A 19,074-nucleotide genomic window follows, 5' to 3' on the forward strand; every position below is an offset into this window, starting at 1 on the left:
GGAAGTCATAGTCTATATGCGTAAAAAAATCTTAATGGCACTCACAACAGCTTTACTGGCAGCAATCTTCTTTACCGGAAACACCGATAAGGCATATGCCGCAGACTTTTATTCCGGCACTCAGCAGCATTTAAATGTAAGCGGATTTACCGATGCCTCCTACTACACGAAAAAAGCGAAAAGTGTCGATTTCACTCTCAGTACAGCGTATCCGTCAGATCGAACCTTTAAAGGAAACCTATACTTACAGCGAAAGTCCGGAAAGAAATGGACGACTTGCAAAAAAACAACCTTTTCTTTCTCAGTAAGGGTGACTAAGTCATTCTCTTTAAAAGGATGCAAGACAGGTTATTATCGTGTCAAAGCTACGTTCAGCGGTTCAAAACTTGTCAATACGACAAACTCTTTTAAAATTAACCGATAAGATTCAGGGCCCTAAGATCATTAGGGTCTTTTTATTCATTCTTTGTGAGCTCCTGCGCGATTTGAATAAAAAGTTTTGCCGCCAATGAAGCCTCTTTTACAGAAGGAACGGCAAGCAGAACATCACGGTACACCGCCTGATTGAGTTCCCTTGTCACGACATTTTCCGGCAGCGATATTCCGGACATAGACATTTGTGATAATATCGCTATTCCCAGCCCCTCTTTGATCATGCTGATGGACGTATTGACGTTGTAAACAGTGAATGCGGCAGTCAGCACAGACCCTGCCTCCTTAAACATATCAATAAACGGTGATTCGTATCCTCCGTCACAGATGATCATCGGCTGGCGGTCTAGATCTTTCAGAGTAATTGACTCACAGCTGCAAAGCGGATGATCATTTCTAAGCACGACGGCCATTTTATCTTTTTTCAGCGGCAGATATTCCATGTCTTCCGTAGGAAAAAGAGTGATCCCCACATCTATTACCCGGGAGCGGAGCCATTCCTTTACTTCGTTAACCGTTCCTTCATGAAGCACCAACTCAAGTTTCGGATACCGTTTTTTAAACATGCTGATCAGTTTTGGAATGAAATAAGCGGAAGCGGCCGGAAATGTGCCGATGTGAATCGTTCCCTGTTCAAGCCCTCTTTCCGCGGCCGCCAGCTGCTCGGCTTTTTCTATGCCTTTGAGCACCTCTCTGATATGAACGAGAATTTTTCCGCCCGTGTCCGTGAGCCTTACGCCGTTGCGGCGCTCGCGGATGATCAGCTTGATGCCGAGCTCTGACTCAAGCGCCGAGATGGCATGGCTTACGGCGGGCTGTGTCATATTCAGCGCCTGCCCCGCTTTTGTAAAGCTTCCCGTTTCAGCGATTTGAACAAAAACCCGCAGTTGTGTAATCGTCATAACGTTTTACTTATGCTCCTTATAAAAAAGATTCATTTTATTTATCTTACTGATTACCGTATCATATGATGGAATTGTTCTACAAGGAGTGAACGACGTGAAACAGCTTTCGAAAATACAGACGGCTCTTATGCTGGCGTTTCTAGTCACGGTATGGGGAATTAACTGGCCGCTGACAAAAGCTGCGCTCGCCTATTCGCCGCCTCTTCTGTTTGCCGGAATCCGCACGCTGATCGGCGGACTTCTATTATTAATGGTGGCGCTGCCCCGTTTTAAAAAGCTGCGTTTTAAAGAAACGTGGCCGATCTATCTTATTTCTGCCATTTTAAATATTACTTTATTTTACGGCCTGCAAACGGTCGGCTTGAATTACCTGCCTGCCGGCTTATTTTCAGCCATCGTGTTTTTCCAGCCGGTTTTAATGGGCGTTTTTTCTTGGCTGTGGCTCGGGGAATCGATGTATCCTTTAAAAATAGCCGGTCTTATTCTGGGCTTTGCCGGTGTCGCCGTCATCAGCGCAGCCGGTTTCGGAGGCCATATTTCCATCGCCGGCATTCTTTTGGCTCTGGGCTCCGCGGTCAGCTGGGCGCTCGGCACGGTATATGTGAAAAGAACGGGCGGACGGGCGGACTCTATCTGGATGGTCGCTCTTCAGCTTCTGATCGGCGGCGTGCTGCTTGTCAGCTCCGGCCATTTTTCAGAAAGCTTTTCAGCGATTCAATGGAAAGCTCCGTTCATTCTCAGCCTTCTGTTCATTTCGGTATTTGTCATCGCACTCGGCTGGCTCGCCTTTTTTACGCTTGTCGGTTCAGGGGAAGCAAGCAAGGTTGCCTCTTACACCTTCCTGATCCCGCTCATATCCATTGTCGTCAGCTCGATATTTCTGCATGAGCCGCTGACCGTCAGCCTTTTAGCCGGACTGCTTCTGATCGTCACAAGCATTTGTTTTGTGAATATAACACCGAAGAAACTGAAAACACCTGCTCTGGCCGCAGAAAAAAAGGCCGTTCATTAAAAAAACTCTTGCCGCTGGGCAAGAGTTTTTTTATTTATTGACGTCTCCCTTTTACGAGATACGCAGCCGTAATAAGCAGGTAGATGGCCGCAGTGATGCATGTGATGACGATGGACGTCGTCGCAATTACGCCGATCAGGATGGCCAAAAGCGCAAGCACCGCGAACCATGTCGTGTACGGGAACCATTTGACGTAATAAGCCGGCTGTTCTGTTGAATGTTTTCTTGATTTTAAATGGGCGAATCCGATAATCAGCCAGATGAACAGCACGGTATAGCCGAGGGAACCCATCAAATAATTAAACGTCCGGCTTCCTGCGAATAAAGAAATCAGGACGCCTACATATAAAAATGACGTACAAGTCAGAATCGCATAGACAGGAACCTTTTTCTTCGATAGTTTTGAAAAGATTTTCGGCACCCGGCCGTCAGAAGCCTGCGTAAATAAGACGCGGGATGATCCGTACAGTCCCGAGTTCATAGACGAGATAATCGCAAGAAGAATGACGGCATTCATAATATGGTCGGCACCCGGAATTCCGATCATCTTAAATACTATGACAAACGGGCTTTCGGGAACGCTGTTGACTTGATTCCAAGGAATCAGGCTGACGATGATGAAAAACGGCAGCAAGTAAAAAGCGACAATCCGCGTTAACGTGCTTCGGACAGCTTTCGGAATCACCTTTTCGGGGTTTTTTGTCTCCGCCAGCGTGACGCCGATGATTTCCGTTCCTCCGTATGAGTAGATCACGACGAGCATCGCCGTAATGACGCCCCCCGCTCCATGCGGGAAAAACCCTCCGTGATCCGTTAAATGAGACAGCCCCGGCGCCGTGTGATTGCCGAATGAGAAAAATAATAGCAGAATTCCGCATAATATAAAGATGACAATCACCGTAATTTTAATGAGCGCGAGCCAGTACTCCGTCTCGGCAAACAGTTTCACAGAAAGCATGTTTACGACCGTCACCACGATGGAAATGATCAAAGCCAGTATCCATATCGGACATTCCGGCAGCCAATATTGAATGAAAATGGCGGCTACGACCGCCTCCGCGGCAATATTGAGCACCCACATTTTCCAATAGATCCAGTCTAAAAAGTATGCAGCGTACGAACCGAGAGACTGCTGAACCAAATCACGGAACGTCCTTGCATGTTTGTTTCTGACGGCCATTTCGGCCAGCCCCTGCATAATAAACAGCAGAATGATTCCGCCGAGGAGGTAGGCCAACAGCACGGACGGCCCCGCTTCATCAATCGCCGTGCTGCTGCCTTTAAAGAGCCCGGCCCCGATTGCGCCTCCAAGCGCCATCATCATAATGTGTCTGGACGACATCGTCCGTTTTAACGTTTGCTTGTCCTTTTCCATCTATCACACGCCCTCTCGCAAAAAGTGTTCATCACATAAAAAAGCACGCCGCCTCTTTAGGAAAAGAGACGGCGTGCCTCAGGCAGCCGCGGTACCACTCTTGTTGATCCCGAATATCCGGAATCCAGCTTAAAAACCTTTTAACGAAGGTCAGCCGTTAGGACATAGGGAATATTCCGACAATTCCGTTCCGCCCTGCCACTTCCGGGCGAGTTCAAAGAACAATCAGTCCGCGTTTCACCAACCCGCGGCTCTCTTTTTCTGACTGGATTCTCTTACTGCTCCCGTTCACAGTGTTTTATGTTAAATGAATCTCTTGAGTTTTTATTTTCTGAATATAGTAACATAATATACAGTCTTCTATTTTCAAAGTCAATACTAATTTTTTCCGTCTATTGTCCTTCCCGGTGATTCGGAAATTTCAGCTGAAATCCGGACACAAGGCTTTGCTTTCCGGCGCCATGCTTTCCGCTTTCACCTTTGTGTTTGCGTATAAAAACAGCGCAAGCGCAATGCCGAATGATATGACGAGAATCCATGCTTTTTTCATTCAGATGCCTCCTCACTTTCTATCATCGGCGGCTTTTTCTCTTTTTTTACACACAAAATTGAAAAAACAATTTTAAAATTCTGTTTTCCTTATATTGAAACTTGCTTTATCATAAAAGTATGCGTTTACATTCGAGTAGGGAGGTTATAGTATGACCCCTGTGAATTCAAGCAGCATCGGGAAGATTCAGGCGGCCAGCAAAGGTTTGTCGCCAAAATTGAGAGCGATTGCAGACCATATCGTGAAGGAACCGAAAGACGTGGTTCACCTTTCCATCATTCAGCTGGCCGAAAAAACGAAAAGCTCTGAAGCGACGATTTTCAGGCTGTGCAAGCGGCTCGGTTTTTCCGGCTATCAGGATTTAAAAATCGCGCTGGCTCAGGAGATCGTTCAGGAGCCGGTGCAGCACATTCATGAAGAAATGAGCCCCGACGACGATATCGAAGTCATCATCCGGAAAGTTTTCCGCACAAACATTTCCGGTCTGACCGATACCTTTCAATTATTAGATCCGGCCGACGTTGAAAAAGCGGTAGAAATGATCCACCGCGCAGACAGAATCGAATTTTACGGAAACGGCGGTTCCGGGCTGATCGCCACTGACGCGTATCATAAATTTATGCGTACGGGTATAAATTGCATCGCGCATACGGATTCTCACTTTCAGGCGATGTCAGCGGGTCTTCTCGGTCCTGAAAGCGCAGTCATCGGCATTTCTCATTCGGGGAGCAACAAGGACGTGCTCGACGCGGTCAAAACGGCCAAATCGCTCGGCGCCGGCACGATCGGCATTACAAGCTACCAAAAGTCGCCGCTCACCCAGATTTCCGACGTTGTGCTGTATACATCAACAAGGGAGACGGCTTTCAGAACGGAGGCGATGTCCGCAAGGCTTGCCCAGCTGTCGGTCATTGATACACTGTATTTCGCCACGGCCCGGCTGCGGCAGGAGAAAACGCTCGCCAACTTGCAGCAAATCAGAAAAATGATCGCGCACAAACGTTTGTAATCGTTTTCTAAATATTTTTTTCAAAAGAGAGAAAGCCGATACAGCGGGAATTGAGGCAATTTTATGAAAAAATTTTTCTTCTTCATCGTTGATTTATAAAAAAATTATTCCTATAATTGACTTTGTAAGGGCATACATTATAAATCTATCTTATTATTCAATCAGATTAGGCGGGATATATTATGAAGGAAACCCAAGCTGTTATCGGTCTGGATATCGGCACGACCAGTACGAAAGCTGTTCTGTTCGGACCAAGAGGCAAAGTGTTAGCCAAGCATTCGGTTCACTATGATTTAATACAGCCAAAGCCGGCATGGGCCGAGCAGGATCCTGAGCACATTTTGGAAGCGGTGATCGGAAGCATCAGGGGCGCCGTCACAAAGGCCGGACTGAGTCCTGACAATCTGCTTGCAATCGGCATCAGCACCGCCATGCACTCATTGATAGCTGTCGATCAAAACGGCGGCCTGCTGACCAAAAGCATCATTTGGGCGGACAACCGCAGCGCCGAGCAATCAAAACGGATTTTAAAAGAGATGAACGGTTTTGATATTTATAAAAGAACGGGTACGCCGATTCATCCGATGTCTCCGCTTTCCAAAATTGTGTGGATGAAAGAACAGGACAAGGAGACATTCGCGAAAACCGCCAAATTCATCAGTATTAAAGAATATATTCTGCACGAGTTTTTCGGAACTTATGTCGTCGATTATTCGATCGCTTCGGCAACGGGACTGTTCCGATTAGATACGCTTTCCTGGGATGAAGAAGCGCTCAGGATTGCCGGAATCCGGGAAGATCAGCTGTCGGACATTGTGCCGACCACTCATCAGCTGCGCGGCCTTGCGCCGGAAATCGCTGCACGGATGGGCATTCATGCGGATACACCGTTTATTATCGGCGCAAATGACGGCGTGCTCGCCAACCTGGGAGTCGGCGCGATCGGCAAAGGCGAAGTGGCCGTTACGATCGGAACAAGCGGAGCCGTGCGTTCGGTGACGGATGCGCCGATTACGGATGAAAAAGCGCGGACATTCTGTTACGCGCTGACTGACAAGCATTGGGTCATCGGAGGCCCGACGAATAACGGAGGCATTATGCTGCGCTGGCTTCGAGACGAATTCGCTTCTCCGGAAGTTGAAACGGCGAAGCGGCTCGGCATTGATCCGTACGATTTAATGATTGATATTGCTGATAAAGTGCCCGCAGGCTCTGAGGGATTGCTGTTTCTGCCGTTTTTATCAGGGGAGCGCGCGCCGTTTTGGAACCCGAATGCCCGCGGAACGTTTTTCGGCATCAGCCTCCGCCATAAACGGGAGCATTTTATCAGAGCGGTGCTGGAAGGCGTCATCATGAGCGTCTTTTCAATCGGTGTCGCATTGAGAGATTTGGCGGGCCCCGCAAAAGACGTGCGGGCTTCGGGAGGATTTGCGAGATCGCCGCTGTGGAGGCAGATTTTGTCCGATACGATGGGACGGGAAGTCCTCGTTCCGGAAAGTTACGAAGCCTCTGCGCTCGGAGCGGCCGTTCTCGCTTTGCACAGCCTTGGCGAAATGGAACGGATCGAGGATGTTCAGGACTGGATCAGAATTTCGCACCGCCATGAACCGAACGTCAAAAACAGCGAAACATATATTGAGCTGTTTTACTTATACGAGCGGCTGTATGACAAGCTCAAAGATGAATTTGACGTCATCAGTGAATTTCAGCTCAAACAAAGCCGTTAATTCTTCTTTGAAAGGGTGAAAAGGTCATGTTACTGTTTATTGTCATTGCCGCTATTATCGTTTTACTCTTATTGATTACGGTCGCTAAATTAAATCCGTTTATCAGTCTTTTGATTACATCCATCCTTGTCGGTTTCGCAACGGGCATGAATCTGCCGGACATTATCACTTCAATGAAAACCGGGCTCGGCAATACGCTGTCTCTGCTTGCGATCGTGCTGGCCCTCGGTACGATGCTCGGAAAAATGATGGCTGAATCAGGCGGTGCGGAGCGGATCGCCCACACCCTGATCGGCCGCTTCGGCAAAAAGAAAGTGCATTGGGCGATGATGGCCGTCGCTTTTATTGTCGGCATCCCGGTCTTTTTCCAGGTCGGCTTCGTCCTGCTCGTGCCGCTTTTGTTTACGATTGCGATTGAAACCGGGGTTTCATTAGTGACGATCGGGATTCCGCTCCTTGCGGGACTTTCCGTCGTGCACGGATTGGTTCCGCCCCACCCGGCGGCGATGGCGGCTGTCGGCATTTATCACGCCAATGTCGGAAAAACGATTTTGTATTCTTTAATCGTCGGTATTCCGACTGCCATCATCGCGGGGCCGCTTTACGGAAAATGGATTGGTAAGCGCATTCATAAACCCGTTCCCGAACTGTTGAAAAAACAATTTATTGAACGGAATGAAAAACGCAAGCTTCCGGGATTCGCAAATACATTGTTTACGATATTGGTACCGGTGATCCTGATGCTTATGGCAACGCTTGCCGAAATTGCGCTTCCGGAAAAAAGCACGCTCTATGAAACTTTTAAATTTATCGGCGACCCTGTCACGGCGCTTTTGATCGCCACGGTTTACTCCTTTTTCAGCCTTGGTTTTTATCAGGGCTTCGACAGGGAAAGCATTTTAAAATTCAGCAATGACTGTCTGGGACCGATCGCTTCCATTCTGCTTGTGATCGGAGCCGGCGGCGCTTTTAACAACGTCCTGATTGATTCAGGCGTCGGCACGTATATCGCTGACATGGCGAAGCACTCAAGCTTCTCTCCCGTTCTTTTAAGCTGGACGATCGCGGCGGTCATCCGTGTCGCCACAGGTTCAGCGACTGTCGCCATGATGACGGCGGCCGGCATTGTTGCTCCGATTGCATCTGTCATGCCGGGCGTCAGCAGCGAGCTTCTCGTTTTGGCAACGGGAGCGGGCTCTTTGATTCTGTCACATGTCAATGACTCCGGTTTCTGGCTCATTAAAGAGTATTTCGGAATGACGGTAAAAGAAACGTTCCTGACATGGACGGCGATGGAAACGATTATTTCTGTCAGTGCGATCTGTTTTATCATGATCATTAACGCGTTTATATAAAAACAAACCCCGGCCGCAAACCGGGGTTTGTTTTTTATCGGTCATTCACAAGGATATAAGCGGCTTTAACGGGTCCGTGGACGCCGACAACCAAATCCATTTCGATATCGGCCGAGTTGCTCGGTCCGGTAATATAGTTGATGCAGGAAGGAACGGTGACGCCGTCTCTGATCTGCTGTTTCAGTATATCGCTGGCCTGTGTCATTCTCGGCACAATGGAAGATTTCGGGATGATTGCGATATAGGTGGTCGGAAGCAGGCTGACGGAACGGCCGGCATGCTCTGACGCATACAAAACGACGGTGGCTGATTCCGCAAGCGTGATCTCGCTGAATGTGATGCCCACATTCGCTTGTTCCGCTTTTTCAATATTTTTCGCTCCTTGTTCCGCGTCCCATTCCCAAACGGGAATCCCTTCGTCCGGCCACTCTTCTGTCATAAGGGTCTGCAAGCCGTACATTTCAAACCGGCTGTCCTTCGGAATGATGACAGGCCCTCCTTCAAAGCGGTTCACCTGCGTGCGCAAAGCGTCGTAAAGCCCGGCTGCATCCGTTTCGATCAGTTCGGTATGAATGTTGACGCAGTGGTCTTTCAGCATCGTGACAAGATCGTCTTCCGTACAGTCCGCATGCGTTTGATATTGAGGCTGATACTTCCATTCAGGCAGGGACACGCCTGATTTCCTGCGCTCTCTGCCCAGACTTCCGGCGATCCGGTTTAGAAAGGATTCCTGATGTGTAACCGTCCCTTTCATCATCATTCTTCCCCCTTTTGTTTTTCCCGGTCTTTAAACCAATCTCTGAATCTCGATTTATGCGGCGCCGGGAAGTCCCGTATTGCCGTCCATTCTTTTAACGGCCCCGGCCCTTTTGATATTTTGTCATCCTCCGTAAACGGCGTCATGGCGGCAGGCGCCCATTTCGATCCCAGTTTATAAAGGGACGGGGATGACGAGCCGAGCCCGAAGGCTTTCATCGCCAGTTTTTCGCTGATCGGCGCTTTGCCCTCTTTTTCCACAATGTTCTGCCGATGCTTGAGCAGCAGCTCGTGCAGCGGAATTTTAACGGGACACGCTTCCGTACAGGCCGCGCATAAGGAAGATGCGTACGGGAGCTCCTTGTATTCGTCATATCCGCCGAGAAGAGGCGATAAGACGGCGCCGATCGGACCCGAATAGATGGACCCGTACGAGTGTCCGCCGACATGCCGGTACACGGGACAGACGTTGATGCAGGCGGCGCAGCGGATACATTGCAGCACCGATTGGAATTCCGTGCCGAGTATGCGGGAACGCCCGTTATCCACAACCACGAGATGAAATTCCTCAGGCCCGTCAGCTTCTCCTTGCTGCCGGGGGCCCGTCAGCGCCGTAATGTAACTTGTAAGCCGCTGGCCGACCGCGCTTCTCGTCAGCATGCTGACAAGCACTTCAAACTCAGAAAATGAAGGAACGATCCGCTCCATTCCCATCACGGTGATCTGCGTCTTCGGCAGCGCGGACACAAGGCGGCCGTTTCCTTCGTTTGTCACGAGACTGACCGATCCGGTATCCGCGATTGCAAAGTTGCAGCCCGTGATGCCGACATCCGCTTCGAGAAATTTTTTCCGGAGAACGCTGCGCGCGTGCATGACGAGCTCTTCCGGTTTTTCCGTCTGTTTGTATTCGAGTCTCTCTTTAAACACGTCACGGATCTGCTTTTTGTTTTTGTGAAGAGCGGGAGCAACGATATGTGACGGCGGATCGTGATCGTCAATCTGGAGAATGTATTCGCCGAGATCCGTTTCTGTGACTTCACAGCCCTCTTCCTCAAGCACTTCGTTCATATTGATTTCTTCTGTCACCATGGATTTGGATTTTACGATTTTTTTGGCGTTTTTCTGCCGGATGACATCGCGGATATAGGAGGACGCTTCTTCCGCCGTTTCGGCGAAAAAGACATGCCCGCCTCTGTTGGCGACGTTTTCGGCGAGCTGTTCCAAATAGAAATCAAGATTGTCCAGCACATGCTGTCTGATTTCTTCCGCATGTGAACGCCAATCCTCCCAGTTTCCCAATTCCTCGGCCGCCTGAAGCCTCCTTGTCCTGAGCCGTTCCTGCGCTCCGGAGACGGCTCCTCTCATAAACTCATTATCTATTCCTTCTGATACCCGCTCTTTAAAAGCGGCGGTACCGATTTTCATCGCCATGATTTTACCCCCTTGTTGTTTCTCGTCTTATCTGCTGTTCAGCACTTCTGCGATGTGCATGACTCTGACGTTTTTATCCTTACGGTCAAGACGCCCGCCGATATTCATCAGACATCCGCAATCCGCCCCGATCAGCACCTCGGCCTCCGTGTCTTCCACGCAGGCGACCTTTTCATCCACCATTTGTTCAGAGATTTGCGCCATTTTCACAGAAAATGTTCCTCCGAATCCGCAGCATTGGTGTTTTCCGGGAAGCGCGGTCAGCTCGAGCCCCTTGACATGGCGCAAAAGCTTCATCGGCTCCTCCGACACGCCGAGCAGCCTCGTCATGTGGCACGATGTATGGACTGTCGCTTTTTTATGCAGCACCGCCCCGACATCCTCCACCCCGAGAACGTTGACGATAAAATCCGTTAACTCATATGTTTTGTCCGCAAGCTGCTGCGCTTTTGCGGCCCACTTCGGATCGTCCTGAAACAGATGCGGATATTCACGGAACATCGTCGTACAGGAACCTGACGGACTGACGACGTACTCCGCTTCTTCAAACGCGGCAATCATCCGCTTCATTGCTTTTTTCGCATCCGTCACATACCCGCTGTTGTATGCGGGCTGCCCGCAGCAAATCTGCCCCTCGGGAAAATCCACCTCACACCCGAGCCGTTCCAGCACCTCAACCGTCGCCTTTCCGACATTGGTCTGAAACATATCCACAAGGCACGTGACAAATAATGAGACTTTCATGATGAACCCCTCTTTCATCCTCAGTATGTGATCCGGTCATCTGATGACCTGTTTTTGGAAAGCTCTATAAATATCCTACACTATTCTGAATATGGATTGGAAGGTTTTTCTGAAAAATCCTTTCGCCTGATGCGCTGAAGGGTGCAAAAAAAGAGAAGCCTGAAAGCTTCCCATGCTCCTCTAGATCCCGTTTTTCAGCAGGTGTCCCAGTTTTTGCACACCCTCTTTTATCGCGGCTTTACCGGGAAAACTGAACGACAGGCGGAGATATTCGGCACCGTCTTCCTGATGCGGAAAAAAATATTTTCCGGGTACATAGGAAACGCCGTGAGACAGAGCCCTCGCCAGCAGTGCGGACGTATCAGCCCCCGGCGCTTTCACCCATACAAAGTAACCGCCTTCAGGCACGTGCCAGGATGCGGATTCCGGAAGATATCGCGCTGATGCGGAGAGCAAAACATCACGTTTGCTTCGATATGCTTCCCGCAAGGCGGCGAGCCGTTCTTCAATATTCGTTTGTTCCAGATAGACGGCGGTCACCGCTTGGGAAAACGGGTGGCCTAAGTCTTTTTTTAACCATGACAATGCCGTGATGAATGCGGCGTCCCCTGCAATCCAGCCGATTCTCATACCCGGGGCGATGACTTTTGATAATGAACCGGCGTACAGCACCCCGCCGTTTTGATCCATGGCTTTCAAGGGCGGCGGAATATCGGTGAATCCGAGCTCGCCGTATGCATCATCCTCCAAGATGAGAAAATCATACGTTTCGGCAAGCTGAAGCAGGCGGGTTCTCCGCTTCGATGACATTACGGTTCCCGCCGGATTCTGAAAAGCGGGTATCGTGTAGAGAAGACGGGGAAGCAGAAGCCCTTTTCGTTTTCTTTCCTCAAGCATAAACGCTAATGTTTCTGTTTGCAGACCCTCTTGATCTGTCGGAATGCTCATGATATGCGGTGTATAATTTTTAAAAATCTCGAGCGCTTCCATATAGACCGGAGCTTCAACGGCAGCGGCGGTTTGTTCATCGAGGAAAACCCGCGCAGCCAGATCTATCGCCTGACAGGCGCCTGACGTCACGATCAGCTCATCGTCCCGGCAGTGAATGCCGCGGATGGCTAACCGTTCTTGAATCTGCTTTTTTAAAACGGCCGTCCTCGGGCTTCCTATATAATGCAGCGGCAGATCACGCTCCTCATCCAGAAGGCGGGAGGCGGCTTCTTTCAGCTCCTTATCAGGAACGAGTGCGGGATCGGGATAGCCGGAATGCAGAGGGATGCACGCTTTCGGAACTGCCGGCATCCATTCCCCGGGAGGATCATTTGTCAGAGCTTTCTTTACATGGTCAGAAAAAAAAGATTCGGCCTGCATGTGATGTTATCCCCTTTCACAAGTCAGCTTCTATACATTTTCTTCAAAATAAGCCCCCAGCACTTCTTCCACATTCGTCAGGTGCGCCGTCATCGCGGCTTCCGCTTCATCCGCGTCTCCGGCGGCGACGGCGCTGTAAATGCGTTCATGCTCTTCATACAATCGCTGCACGCTCGTTCGTTTAGAAAACAGCCAAATTTTTCTCGTTTCTCTCATTGTTTCCAAAAGGAGCGCGGAGACATGATTCATGAGATGCTTAAGCAGCCCGTTTTGTGATGCTTCCGCCAGCGCCATGTGAAAGGAGAAATCTGCTTTTTCGCCCAATTCTTCGTCTCCGTCAATGTCTTTCATCTCCATGAGAGCTTGGCGGATTTTTTGTAAATCGTCTTCGGTGCGTTTTTCAGCGGCCATGGCGGCGACGCCGAGTTCAAGCAGCTTTCTGACTTCGAGCAGCTGTTTGACGTCCTCTTTTTTCATCAAGAGGGCGGAAGAAAGCGGCTGGGAAACATGAGACGGCTCAAATTCTCTTATGTATGTGCCTTCTCCCTGCTTCATGTCGACGAGCCCCATCGCTTTCAAAGCCGACAGCGCTTCTCTGACCGCCGAGCGGCTGACCTGAAAACTCTCGGAAAGCGCCTGAACGGAATCAAGCTTTTCACCCGGCTTAAGCTCGCCCGCTTTTATCTTCTCCAGCAATGCGTCAGCGACTTCCTCGTAGATTTTTTTCGTTTTAATTTGTTTATATTTCAACGCGATCACCCCGTCACTTGTGAATCTTGATGTTTATCGTCTATTATACTTCTTTTTTTGTGTTGCCGACAGGTTCAGACAATTTGTTCAAGAAAAGTATTGTACTTTCAAAACTTTCAAAATATAATGCTAATTAACCCGGTCATCAGATGACCTTATCATAAAAAGTAATCGTTTACATGACATAAGGAGGGGTTTTTTAGGGATGCAATGGACACAGGGGTACGCTCCTTTAGGGGGAAATTTGCTTTTATCGGCAGCTTGCGCGCTCGTGCCGATTATCTTCTTTTTTTGGGCGCTTGCGGTGAAACGGATGAAGGGGTACATAGCGGGGCTTTTAACGTTAGCCGTTTCACTTTTAATCGCTGTATTTGTTTACGGCATGCCGGCGGAAAAAGCGGTGATGTCCGCTTCTCAGGGAGCGGTGTACGGGCTGCTTCCGATCGGCTGGATTATCGTCACATCGGTCTTTCTGTATAAAATCACCGTGAAAACGGGACAGTTTGAGATTATCCGGAGTTCGGTGCTCTCAATTACAGATGACCGGCGTTTGCAGGCGCTGCTCATCGCCTTTTCATTCGGGGCATTTTTAGAAGGCGCCGCCGGTTTCGGCGCTCCCGTCGCGATCTCGGCCGCTTTGCTCGTCGGACTTGGTTTTCAGCCGCTGTATGCGGCGGGAATTTGCCTGATTGCCAATACGGCGCCCGTTGCCTTCGGTGCGATCGGCATTCCGATTACCGCCGTCGAAGGTCCGACCGGGATACCGGCAATGGAAATTTCCCAAATGGTCGGCCGGCAGCTTCCTTTTTTATCCGTCTTTATTCCGCTTTACTTAATCATTTTGATGAGCGGGTTTAAAAAGGCTTTTGAAGTATGGCCGGCCATTCTTGTTTCCGGCGTCTCCTTTGCGGCCGTGCAGTACGCAAGCTCGAATTTTTTAGGGCCTGAGCTTCCGGATGTGCTGTCGGCGCTTGTTTCCATGGCCGCACTCGCTGTATTTTTGAAATTTTGGAAACCGAAAACGGCCTTTCGTTTCGCGGCAGAACGGGAATCAGCAGCGGCCGCTGACCGGGCGCCGATCAAGTACGGGGGCGCCGCGGTGTTTAAAGCGTGGTCTCCTTTCCTTCTTCTGACGGCCATGATATCCGTTTGGGGGATTCCCGGCGTGAAGGCTGCTTTAACCGGTCATTATGAAGGAACGTCAATGTGGCTTTCCTGGCTGAATGCAGCCGGGAAAGCATTGACCTTCACGCCTCCCGTCCCATTTGTAAATCAGCAGATTCTTCAGGCGGACGGCACGCCGATTGAAGCCGTGTACAAACTTGAGCTTTTCGGTTCAGCGGGAACGGCGATTCTGATTGCCGCCGTCATCTCCAAGTTCGCCCTCGGCATGTCGTGGAAGACGTGGGGCGAAGCGTTTATAGAAACGGTGAAAGAGTTAACGCTTCCGGTCGTGACCATTGTTTCTGTTGTCGGCTTTGCATATGTGACGAATGCTTCCGGCATGAGCACGACACTCGGTCTTGCGCTTGCCATGACGGGCGCGATGTTTACCTTTTTTTCGCCGGTGCTTGGCTGGCTCGGCGTATTTATTACCGGCTCTGATACATCGGCCAACCTATTGTTCGGCGGATTGCAAAAGGTGACGGCGCTATCTGTCGGGATGGACCCGGTTCTCTCCGTTGCCGCCAATTCATCAGGCGGTGTCACCGGAAAAATGATTTCTCCGCAATCCATTGCGGTTGCCTGTGCCGCTGTCGGTCTGGCGGGCAAGGAAGCCGACCTTTTCCGCTTTACGATTAAGCACAGTCTGTTTTTGCTTCTGCTCGTCTGTCTCATTACATTTTTACAGCATCATCTGTTTTCATGGATGATCCCGTAACACGGAGAACCTCCCCGGGGTTTGGCTCGGGGAGGTTTCAGCTGTACCGTTTTCTCGCCGATGACGGCGGAATATTTAATTGGTCACGGTATTTGGCGACGGTGCGCCTTGAGATTCGGATGTCATATTGTTCATGCAGCAGATCGGCAAGCTTTTGGTCTGAAAAAGGTTTCTTTTTATCTTCTTTACGGACCAATGCTTCCAGATGCGCTTTTACGGCATAATTGGAGGCGCCGCCGTCCCCCGATGATTCAGCTTTCGCCGAGAAAAATGTTTTCATTTCATACAGTCCGTACGGCGTCTGAACGTACTTCCCTTTGATGGCCCGGCTGATCGTTGATTCGTGGAGCTCCAGCGTTTCCGCCACCTCTCTTAGGGTCAGCGGCTGCATTCCGCTTTTTCCTGTGAGAAAAAAGGATTCCTGCCGTTCAGTCAGGACGCCGATAATTCTCGTGATCGTTTGTTTTCTTTGCGACAAAGCCCGGTTCAGCCAGCGCCATTCCTGATATTTTGCCGACAGATAATTTTTCGTGTCACGGCACCCGGCGGCTGACAGGAGCGGCTGATAATGGGCATGAAGCTGGATGTCAGGAAACGAACGGCTGTTGAGCCGCGCTTGAATGATGCCATTTTTCACCGTGATGAAAATATCCGGTTCTACGTAAAAACCCGGCTCCTCATGCGCATAACGGAGCCCCGGCCTCGGATCAAGCGCGCTGATCATGTCAGCGATGTCCTGAATGTCTTTAAGCGGAATGCCCGTTTTCTGTGTAAGCGCTTTCCAATTCTTTCTTGCAAATAGCTCAAAATAGGCTTCGGCAATCCATTCCGCCTGTTCGTTCCGCTCGGGCAGACGGCGGAGCTGAAGAAGGATGCATTCCTGCAAAGACCGGGCGCCGATTCCCGCGGGCTCAAGGGATTGAAGCTTTTTCAGAACCGCTTCCGTCTCCTCTTGTGAAGCGGATACATGGTCGGCGGCGGCTGGTATGTCCTCTTTTAAATAACCGTTTGAATCCAATGAATGTATCAGATAATTGAAAATTTTTTTCTCATCATCGGACAGCTTCATGTCTAAGGCTTGCTGTTTGAGCGAATCCTGCAGCGTTTTGCGGGTAAGTCTGATCTGCTGGCTTCCGTCCCGTTCTTTCATCCTGTTTTTATTTGTTTTATGGTAAGATAGTGGCGGCGTGTCTGTTTCCTTTCGTTCAATCAGAGGGTTTTCCAGTGAGAGCTCATCAATATATCCGGCCAGTTCCGCGGAATTGTATCCGAGTAATGTGATGGCCTGTTTAAGCTCTTGCGTTAATTGAGGCTTTAACATTTGTGTTTGCTGAAGTTTGATATCCATCATGCTCACTCCCCTTTTTTCATTGTACATGATTGGTTTCATACCGTATATACTTATTAAAAGGAGTTGCTTTATAGATGTCAGAACTTTTTTCTGTTCCCTATTTTATTGAAAACTTTACACAGCACATTGAAATGAATCCGAATGAAGACCGAATTCATGCGATGAACAGCTATTACCGCTCCGTCGTCTCAACCCTTGTACAGGATCAGCTGACGAAAAACTCGGTTGTGCTCAAAAGAATTCAGCATTTGGATGAGGCGTACAACAAAGTAAAACGCGGAGAAACAAAATAAACCTTCCGCTCATTCAAAGCGGAAGGTTTTCCTTCGTGCCGGCGGTTTCACCGATCAGCCGGACGTCCGGCGCTTCGTGCGTCCAGGTGTAATAATAGTTCGCGTTTTTCCCGTATGAATTATCAATGACGGTATTTGGTTTCCCGAGAAGCGAGGACAGGATGTGGCCGTGGAGCCTTGACGTTTCCACCGATTCGTACCTGCTGAAAAACAGGACCGCTTTTTTCGTTAAGAAATCGGAATAGCGTTTCCAAAACCGCGCAATCGGCAGCGGGTTTCCCGCTTTTTTATTCAAAACATTCAGCGTTTGGAAAAAAGCGATTCCCCTGCGGTCGCTTGCTGACAGAACATCCTGCCAGTCACAGCTTTTAACGGAAGAATTGTTTTGCAGCTTCGGGTTGATTTCCCCATCCGTGCGGATAAAATAAAGCCTGCCGCGTGACGGAACCGCTGACGCCGCGATCGGATACAGCTGATGGGCCATATCAGGCATAAGCCCGATATGATTCGCCGAAAAAAAGCGTTTCGCAGTCTCGTATGACACATGATCTCTCGTAAACAGGTGGAGATCCTTGTGCTCCGCAAAAAGCGCCGATGTCTTTTGCAGCCGTGTCTCATCCTGATAATAAATCGATTGCGGCAGGATGACGATCCTGTTTTCCGGAAAGGATTTGACGATTTTTTCCCTGAACGTCTGATAGTACGGATAGAGATCCCCGAAATTTCCGCCACCCTGACAGACGATGATCGTCTTTTTGTCCGCCCGGCGCCCGAATGGAAAATTGTCGGGATTCCAGCGCTGTTTCACGCGGATGCCGTGCGCTTTAAAAAACGCCTCCGTCCCTTTCATAATCAATAAATCCCCTACATTTCCGTAGAGGGGATAGTCGGCATATATGATGTCGGATTGCGGCGGTATAACGCTGAGCAGACCCGTCAGCGTCTCTTTTAATCGGCTCATAACATGGCGGCTGTCCATGTTTTCTCCCCTTTCGTTTCAAACAGTTGCGCAAGTGCGTCAATGACACGCTGCTGCTCCTCAGAAGACAGGTCAGACCCGGACGGCAGACAAATCCCCCGGCTGAAAAGGTTCTCAGAGACACGCTCATGGTCGCTGTGAGGATAAAAGACGGAAGATGAGAAAAGCGGCTGCGTGTGCAGCGGTTTCCACAGCGGCCGGGCCTCAATATTCTGTTCCGCAAGACAGGCGACGGCTTCTTCCGGCGTCACGCCGTTATCAAGCGTCAGAGCCGTCAGCCAGCGGTTTGAAACCGTTCCTTCAAGCTCCGGCATCATGCGGATGCCCGGATATGTTTCGAGCGCTTCCCGATACCGGTGAAAGATTTCTCTCCTCGCCCGGACGCGATCTTCAAGCACTTCCAGCTGCGATATCCCCACGCCCGCGAGAATGTTGCTGAGCCTGTAGTTGTAACCGAGCTCGCTGTGCTGGTAATGAACGGCGGCATCTCTCGCCTGTGACGCAAGAAACCTCGCTTTTTCAATCGCGGCTTCATCGTCAGACACGAGCATGCCGCCTCCCGATGTTGTAATGATTTTGTTGCCGTTAAAGGAATAAATGCCGAAACGGCCGAACGTGCCGCTCTGCCTGCCTTTATATGTTGATCCTAAGGACTCGGCAGCGTCTTCAATCAGACAGACGCCGTATGCGTCACAAAGGCTCATTAATTCATCCATTTTCGCGCTTTGGCCGTAAAGATTGACGGCGATCACCGCTTTCGGGAGTCTGCCGCGCCGCTTTGCATCCCGGAGCGCCCGCTCAAGCGCAGCGGGCGACATATTCCACGTCTCCCATTCCGAATCAATAAAAACGGGCTCAGCCTGCTCATACACAATCGGATTCGCCGTGGCGACAAACGTAAAGGAAGGACAAAATACAACGTCTCCTTTTTTCACACCCGCAAGCCGCAGGGCAAGATGGATGGCGGCCGTTCCCGAGCTTAAGGCCGCCGCGCTTTTCACTCCCGCATATTCCGCGAGCCGCGCTTCAAACGAATTGACGAGCGGACCGAGCGGGGCAATCCAATTGGTTCGGAAGGCTTCTGCGATGTATTCCTGTTCTTTTCCGCTCATATGAGGCGGAGACAAATAAATCCGTTTGTTTGTTTGCATG

At 50.0% G+C, this 19,074-nt stretch carries 18 protein-coding genes and 1 other annotated feature; of the genes, 7 read left to right on the forward strand and 11 right to left on the reverse strand.

Features of this window, described 5'->3' with window-relative positions; genetic code table 11:
• Positions 1–16: 16 nt before the first annotated feature.
• Positions 17–424: a hypothetical protein gene (locus HAP68_RS15955; RefSeq protein ID WP_003151600.1), complete on the forward strand. Its 408-nt coding sequence runs from the start codon at positions 17–19 to the stop codon at positions 422–424.
• A gap of 31 nt (positions 425–455) precedes the next feature.
• Here the strand turns inward: HAP68_RS15955 and HAP68_RS15960 are convergent, their stop codons facing one another.
• Positions 456–1,334: a LysR family transcriptional regulator gene (locus HAP68_RS15960; RefSeq protein WP_024085822.1), complete on the reverse strand. Its 879-nt coding sequence runs from the start codon at positions 1,332–1,334 to the stop codon at positions 456–458.
• 97 nt (positions 1,335–1,431) lie between these two features.
• Between HAP68_RS15960 and HAP68_RS15965 the strand changes: the two genes are divergently transcribed.
• Positions 1,432–2,349 carry a DMT family transporter gene (locus HAP68_RS15965; protein WP_003151595.1) on the forward strand — a complete coding sequence of 306 codons (918 nt, stop codon included), beginning with the start codon at positions 1,432–1,434 and terminating at the stop codon, positions 2,347–2,349.
• A gap of 34 nt (positions 2,350–2,383) precedes the next feature.
• On the opposite strand, the gene HAP68_RS15970 is transcribed toward HAP68_RS15965, so the two are convergent.
• Together HAP68_RS15970 and HAP68_RS19665 are read right to left on the reverse strand one after the other, a co-directional pair.
• Entirely contained in the window at positions 2,384–3,724 is a 1,341-nt protein-coding gene (locus HAP68_RS15970; RefSeq protein ID WP_003151592.1) for an amino acid permease, read from the reverse strand.
• A gap of 61 nt (positions 3,725–3,785) precedes the next feature.
• Positions 3,786–4,025, reverse strand: a binding site (T-box leader).
• 120 nt (positions 4,026–4,145) lie between these two features.
• Complete coding sequence (locus HAP68_RS19665; RefSeq protein WP_254900093.1) at positions 4,146–4,274, reverse strand: hypothetical protein; 129 nt, start codon at positions 4,272–4,274, stop codon at positions 4,146–4,148.
• A gap of 151 nt (positions 4,275–4,425) precedes the next feature.
• Between HAP68_RS19665 and HAP68_RS15975 the strand changes: the two genes are divergently transcribed.
• The 3 genes from HAP68_RS15975 (at position 4,426) to HAP68_RS15985 (ending at position 8,365) form a co-directional block, all read left to right on the forward strand.
• A complete protein-coding gene (locus HAP68_RS15975; protein ID WP_003151588.1) occupies positions 4,426–5,283 on the forward strand; it encodes a MurR/RpiR family transcriptional regulator in 858 nt (285 codons plus the stop codon).
• 182 nt (positions 5,284–5,465) lie between these two features.
• Positions 5,466–7,010: a gluconokinase gene (gene gntK, locus HAP68_RS15980; RefSeq protein WP_007407372.1), complete on the forward strand. Its 1,545-nt coding sequence runs from the start codon at positions 5,466–5,468 to the stop codon at positions 7,008–7,010.
• Positions 7,011–7,036: 26 nt separating this feature from the next.
• Positions 7,037–8,365: a GntP family permease gene (locus HAP68_RS15985; RefSeq protein ID WP_003151583.1), complete on the forward strand. Its 1,329-nt coding sequence runs from the start codon at positions 7,037–7,039 to the stop codon at positions 8,363–8,365.
• Positions 8,366–8,399: 34 nt separating this feature from the next.
• Here HAP68_RS15985 and HAP68_RS15990 read toward each other — a convergent pair whose 3' ends face one another.
• The 5 genes from HAP68_RS15990 to lutR form a co-directional block, all read right to left on the reverse strand.
• Complete coding sequence (locus HAP68_RS15990; protein ID WP_024085823.1) at positions 8,400–9,122, reverse strand: LutC/YkgG family protein; 723 nt, start codon at positions 9,120–9,122, stop codon at positions 8,400–8,402.
• The gene (locus HAP68_RS15995) at positions 9,122–10,552 is read right to left on the reverse strand and encodes a LutB/LldF family L-lactate oxidation iron-sulfur protein (RefSeq protein ID WP_003151579.1); all 1,431 of its coding nucleotides are present in this window, start codon (positions 10,550–10,552) and stop codon (positions 9,122–9,124) included. The genes HAP68_RS15990 and HAP68_RS15995 overlap by 1 nt, the downstream gene beginning before the upstream one ends.
• Positions 10,553–10,579: 27 nt before the next feature.
• On the reverse strand, positions 10,580–11,296 hold the full coding sequence (locus tag HAP68_RS16000) for a (Fe-S)-binding protein (RefSeq protein WP_007613889.1): 717 nt from the start codon (positions 11,294–11,296) through the stop codon (positions 10,580–10,582).
• A gap of 180 nt (positions 11,297–11,476) precedes the next feature.
• On the reverse strand, positions 11,477–12,667 hold the full coding sequence (locus HAP68_RS16005; protein WP_024085824.1) for an aminotransferase-like domain-containing protein: 1,191 nt from the start codon (positions 12,665–12,667) through the stop codon (positions 11,477–11,479).
• Between the two features lie 30 nt (positions 12,668–12,697).
• Positions 12,698–13,417 (reverse strand): L-lactate utilization/bacilysin biosynthesis transcriptional regulator LutR, encoded by a 720-nt coding sequence (gene lutR, locus HAP68_RS16010; protein WP_024085825.1) that lies wholly within the window; start codon positions 13,415–13,417, stop codon positions 12,698–12,700.
• 205 nt (positions 13,418–13,622) lie between these two features.
• Between lutR and lutP the strand changes: the two genes are divergently transcribed.
• Positions 13,623–15,299 carry an L-lactate permease LutP gene (gene lutP / locus HAP68_RS16015; RefSeq protein ID WP_014305865.1) on the forward strand — a complete coding sequence of 559 codons (1,677 nt, stop codon included), beginning with the start codon at positions 13,623–13,625 and terminating at the stop codon, positions 15,297–15,299.
• Between the two features lie 37 nt (positions 15,300–15,336).
• Here lutP and rpoN read toward each other — a convergent pair whose 3' ends face one another.
• Complete coding sequence (gene rpoN / locus HAP68_RS16020) at positions 15,337–16,647, reverse strand: RNA polymerase factor sigma-54 (protein ID WP_024085826.1); 1,311 nt, start codon at positions 16,645–16,647, stop codon at positions 15,337–15,339.
• Positions 16,648–16,724: 77 nt separating this feature from the next.
• Between rpoN and yvfG the strand changes: the two genes are divergently transcribed.
• The gene (gene yvfG, locus HAP68_RS16025) at positions 16,725–16,943 is read left to right on the forward strand and encodes a protein YvfG (RefSeq protein WP_003151570.1); all 219 of its coding nucleotides are present in this window, start codon (positions 16,725–16,727) and stop codon (positions 16,941–16,943) included.
• A 13-nt stretch (positions 16,944–16,956) separates the two neighbouring features.
• On the opposite strand, the gene HAP68_RS16030 is transcribed toward yvfG, so the two are convergent.
• Entirely contained in the window at positions 16,957–17,922 is a 966-nt protein-coding gene (locus HAP68_RS16030) for a polysaccharide pyruvyl transferase family protein (RefSeq protein WP_024085827.1), read from the reverse strand.
• A complete protein-coding gene (locus HAP68_RS16035; protein ID WP_015387680.1) occupies positions 17,901–19,073 on the reverse strand; it encodes a DegT/DnrJ/EryC1/StrS family aminotransferase in 1,173 nt (390 codons plus the stop codon). The genes HAP68_RS16030 and HAP68_RS16035 overlap by 22 nt, the downstream gene beginning before the upstream one ends.
• Between the last annotated feature and the right edge of the window lies 1 nt (position 19,074).

This window comes from Bacillus sp. Bvel1, assembly GCF_014872755.1.
In the GTDB taxonomy this organism is placed as follows: Bacteria; Bacillota; Bacilli; order Bacillales; family Bacillaceae; genus Bacillus; species Bacillus velezensis.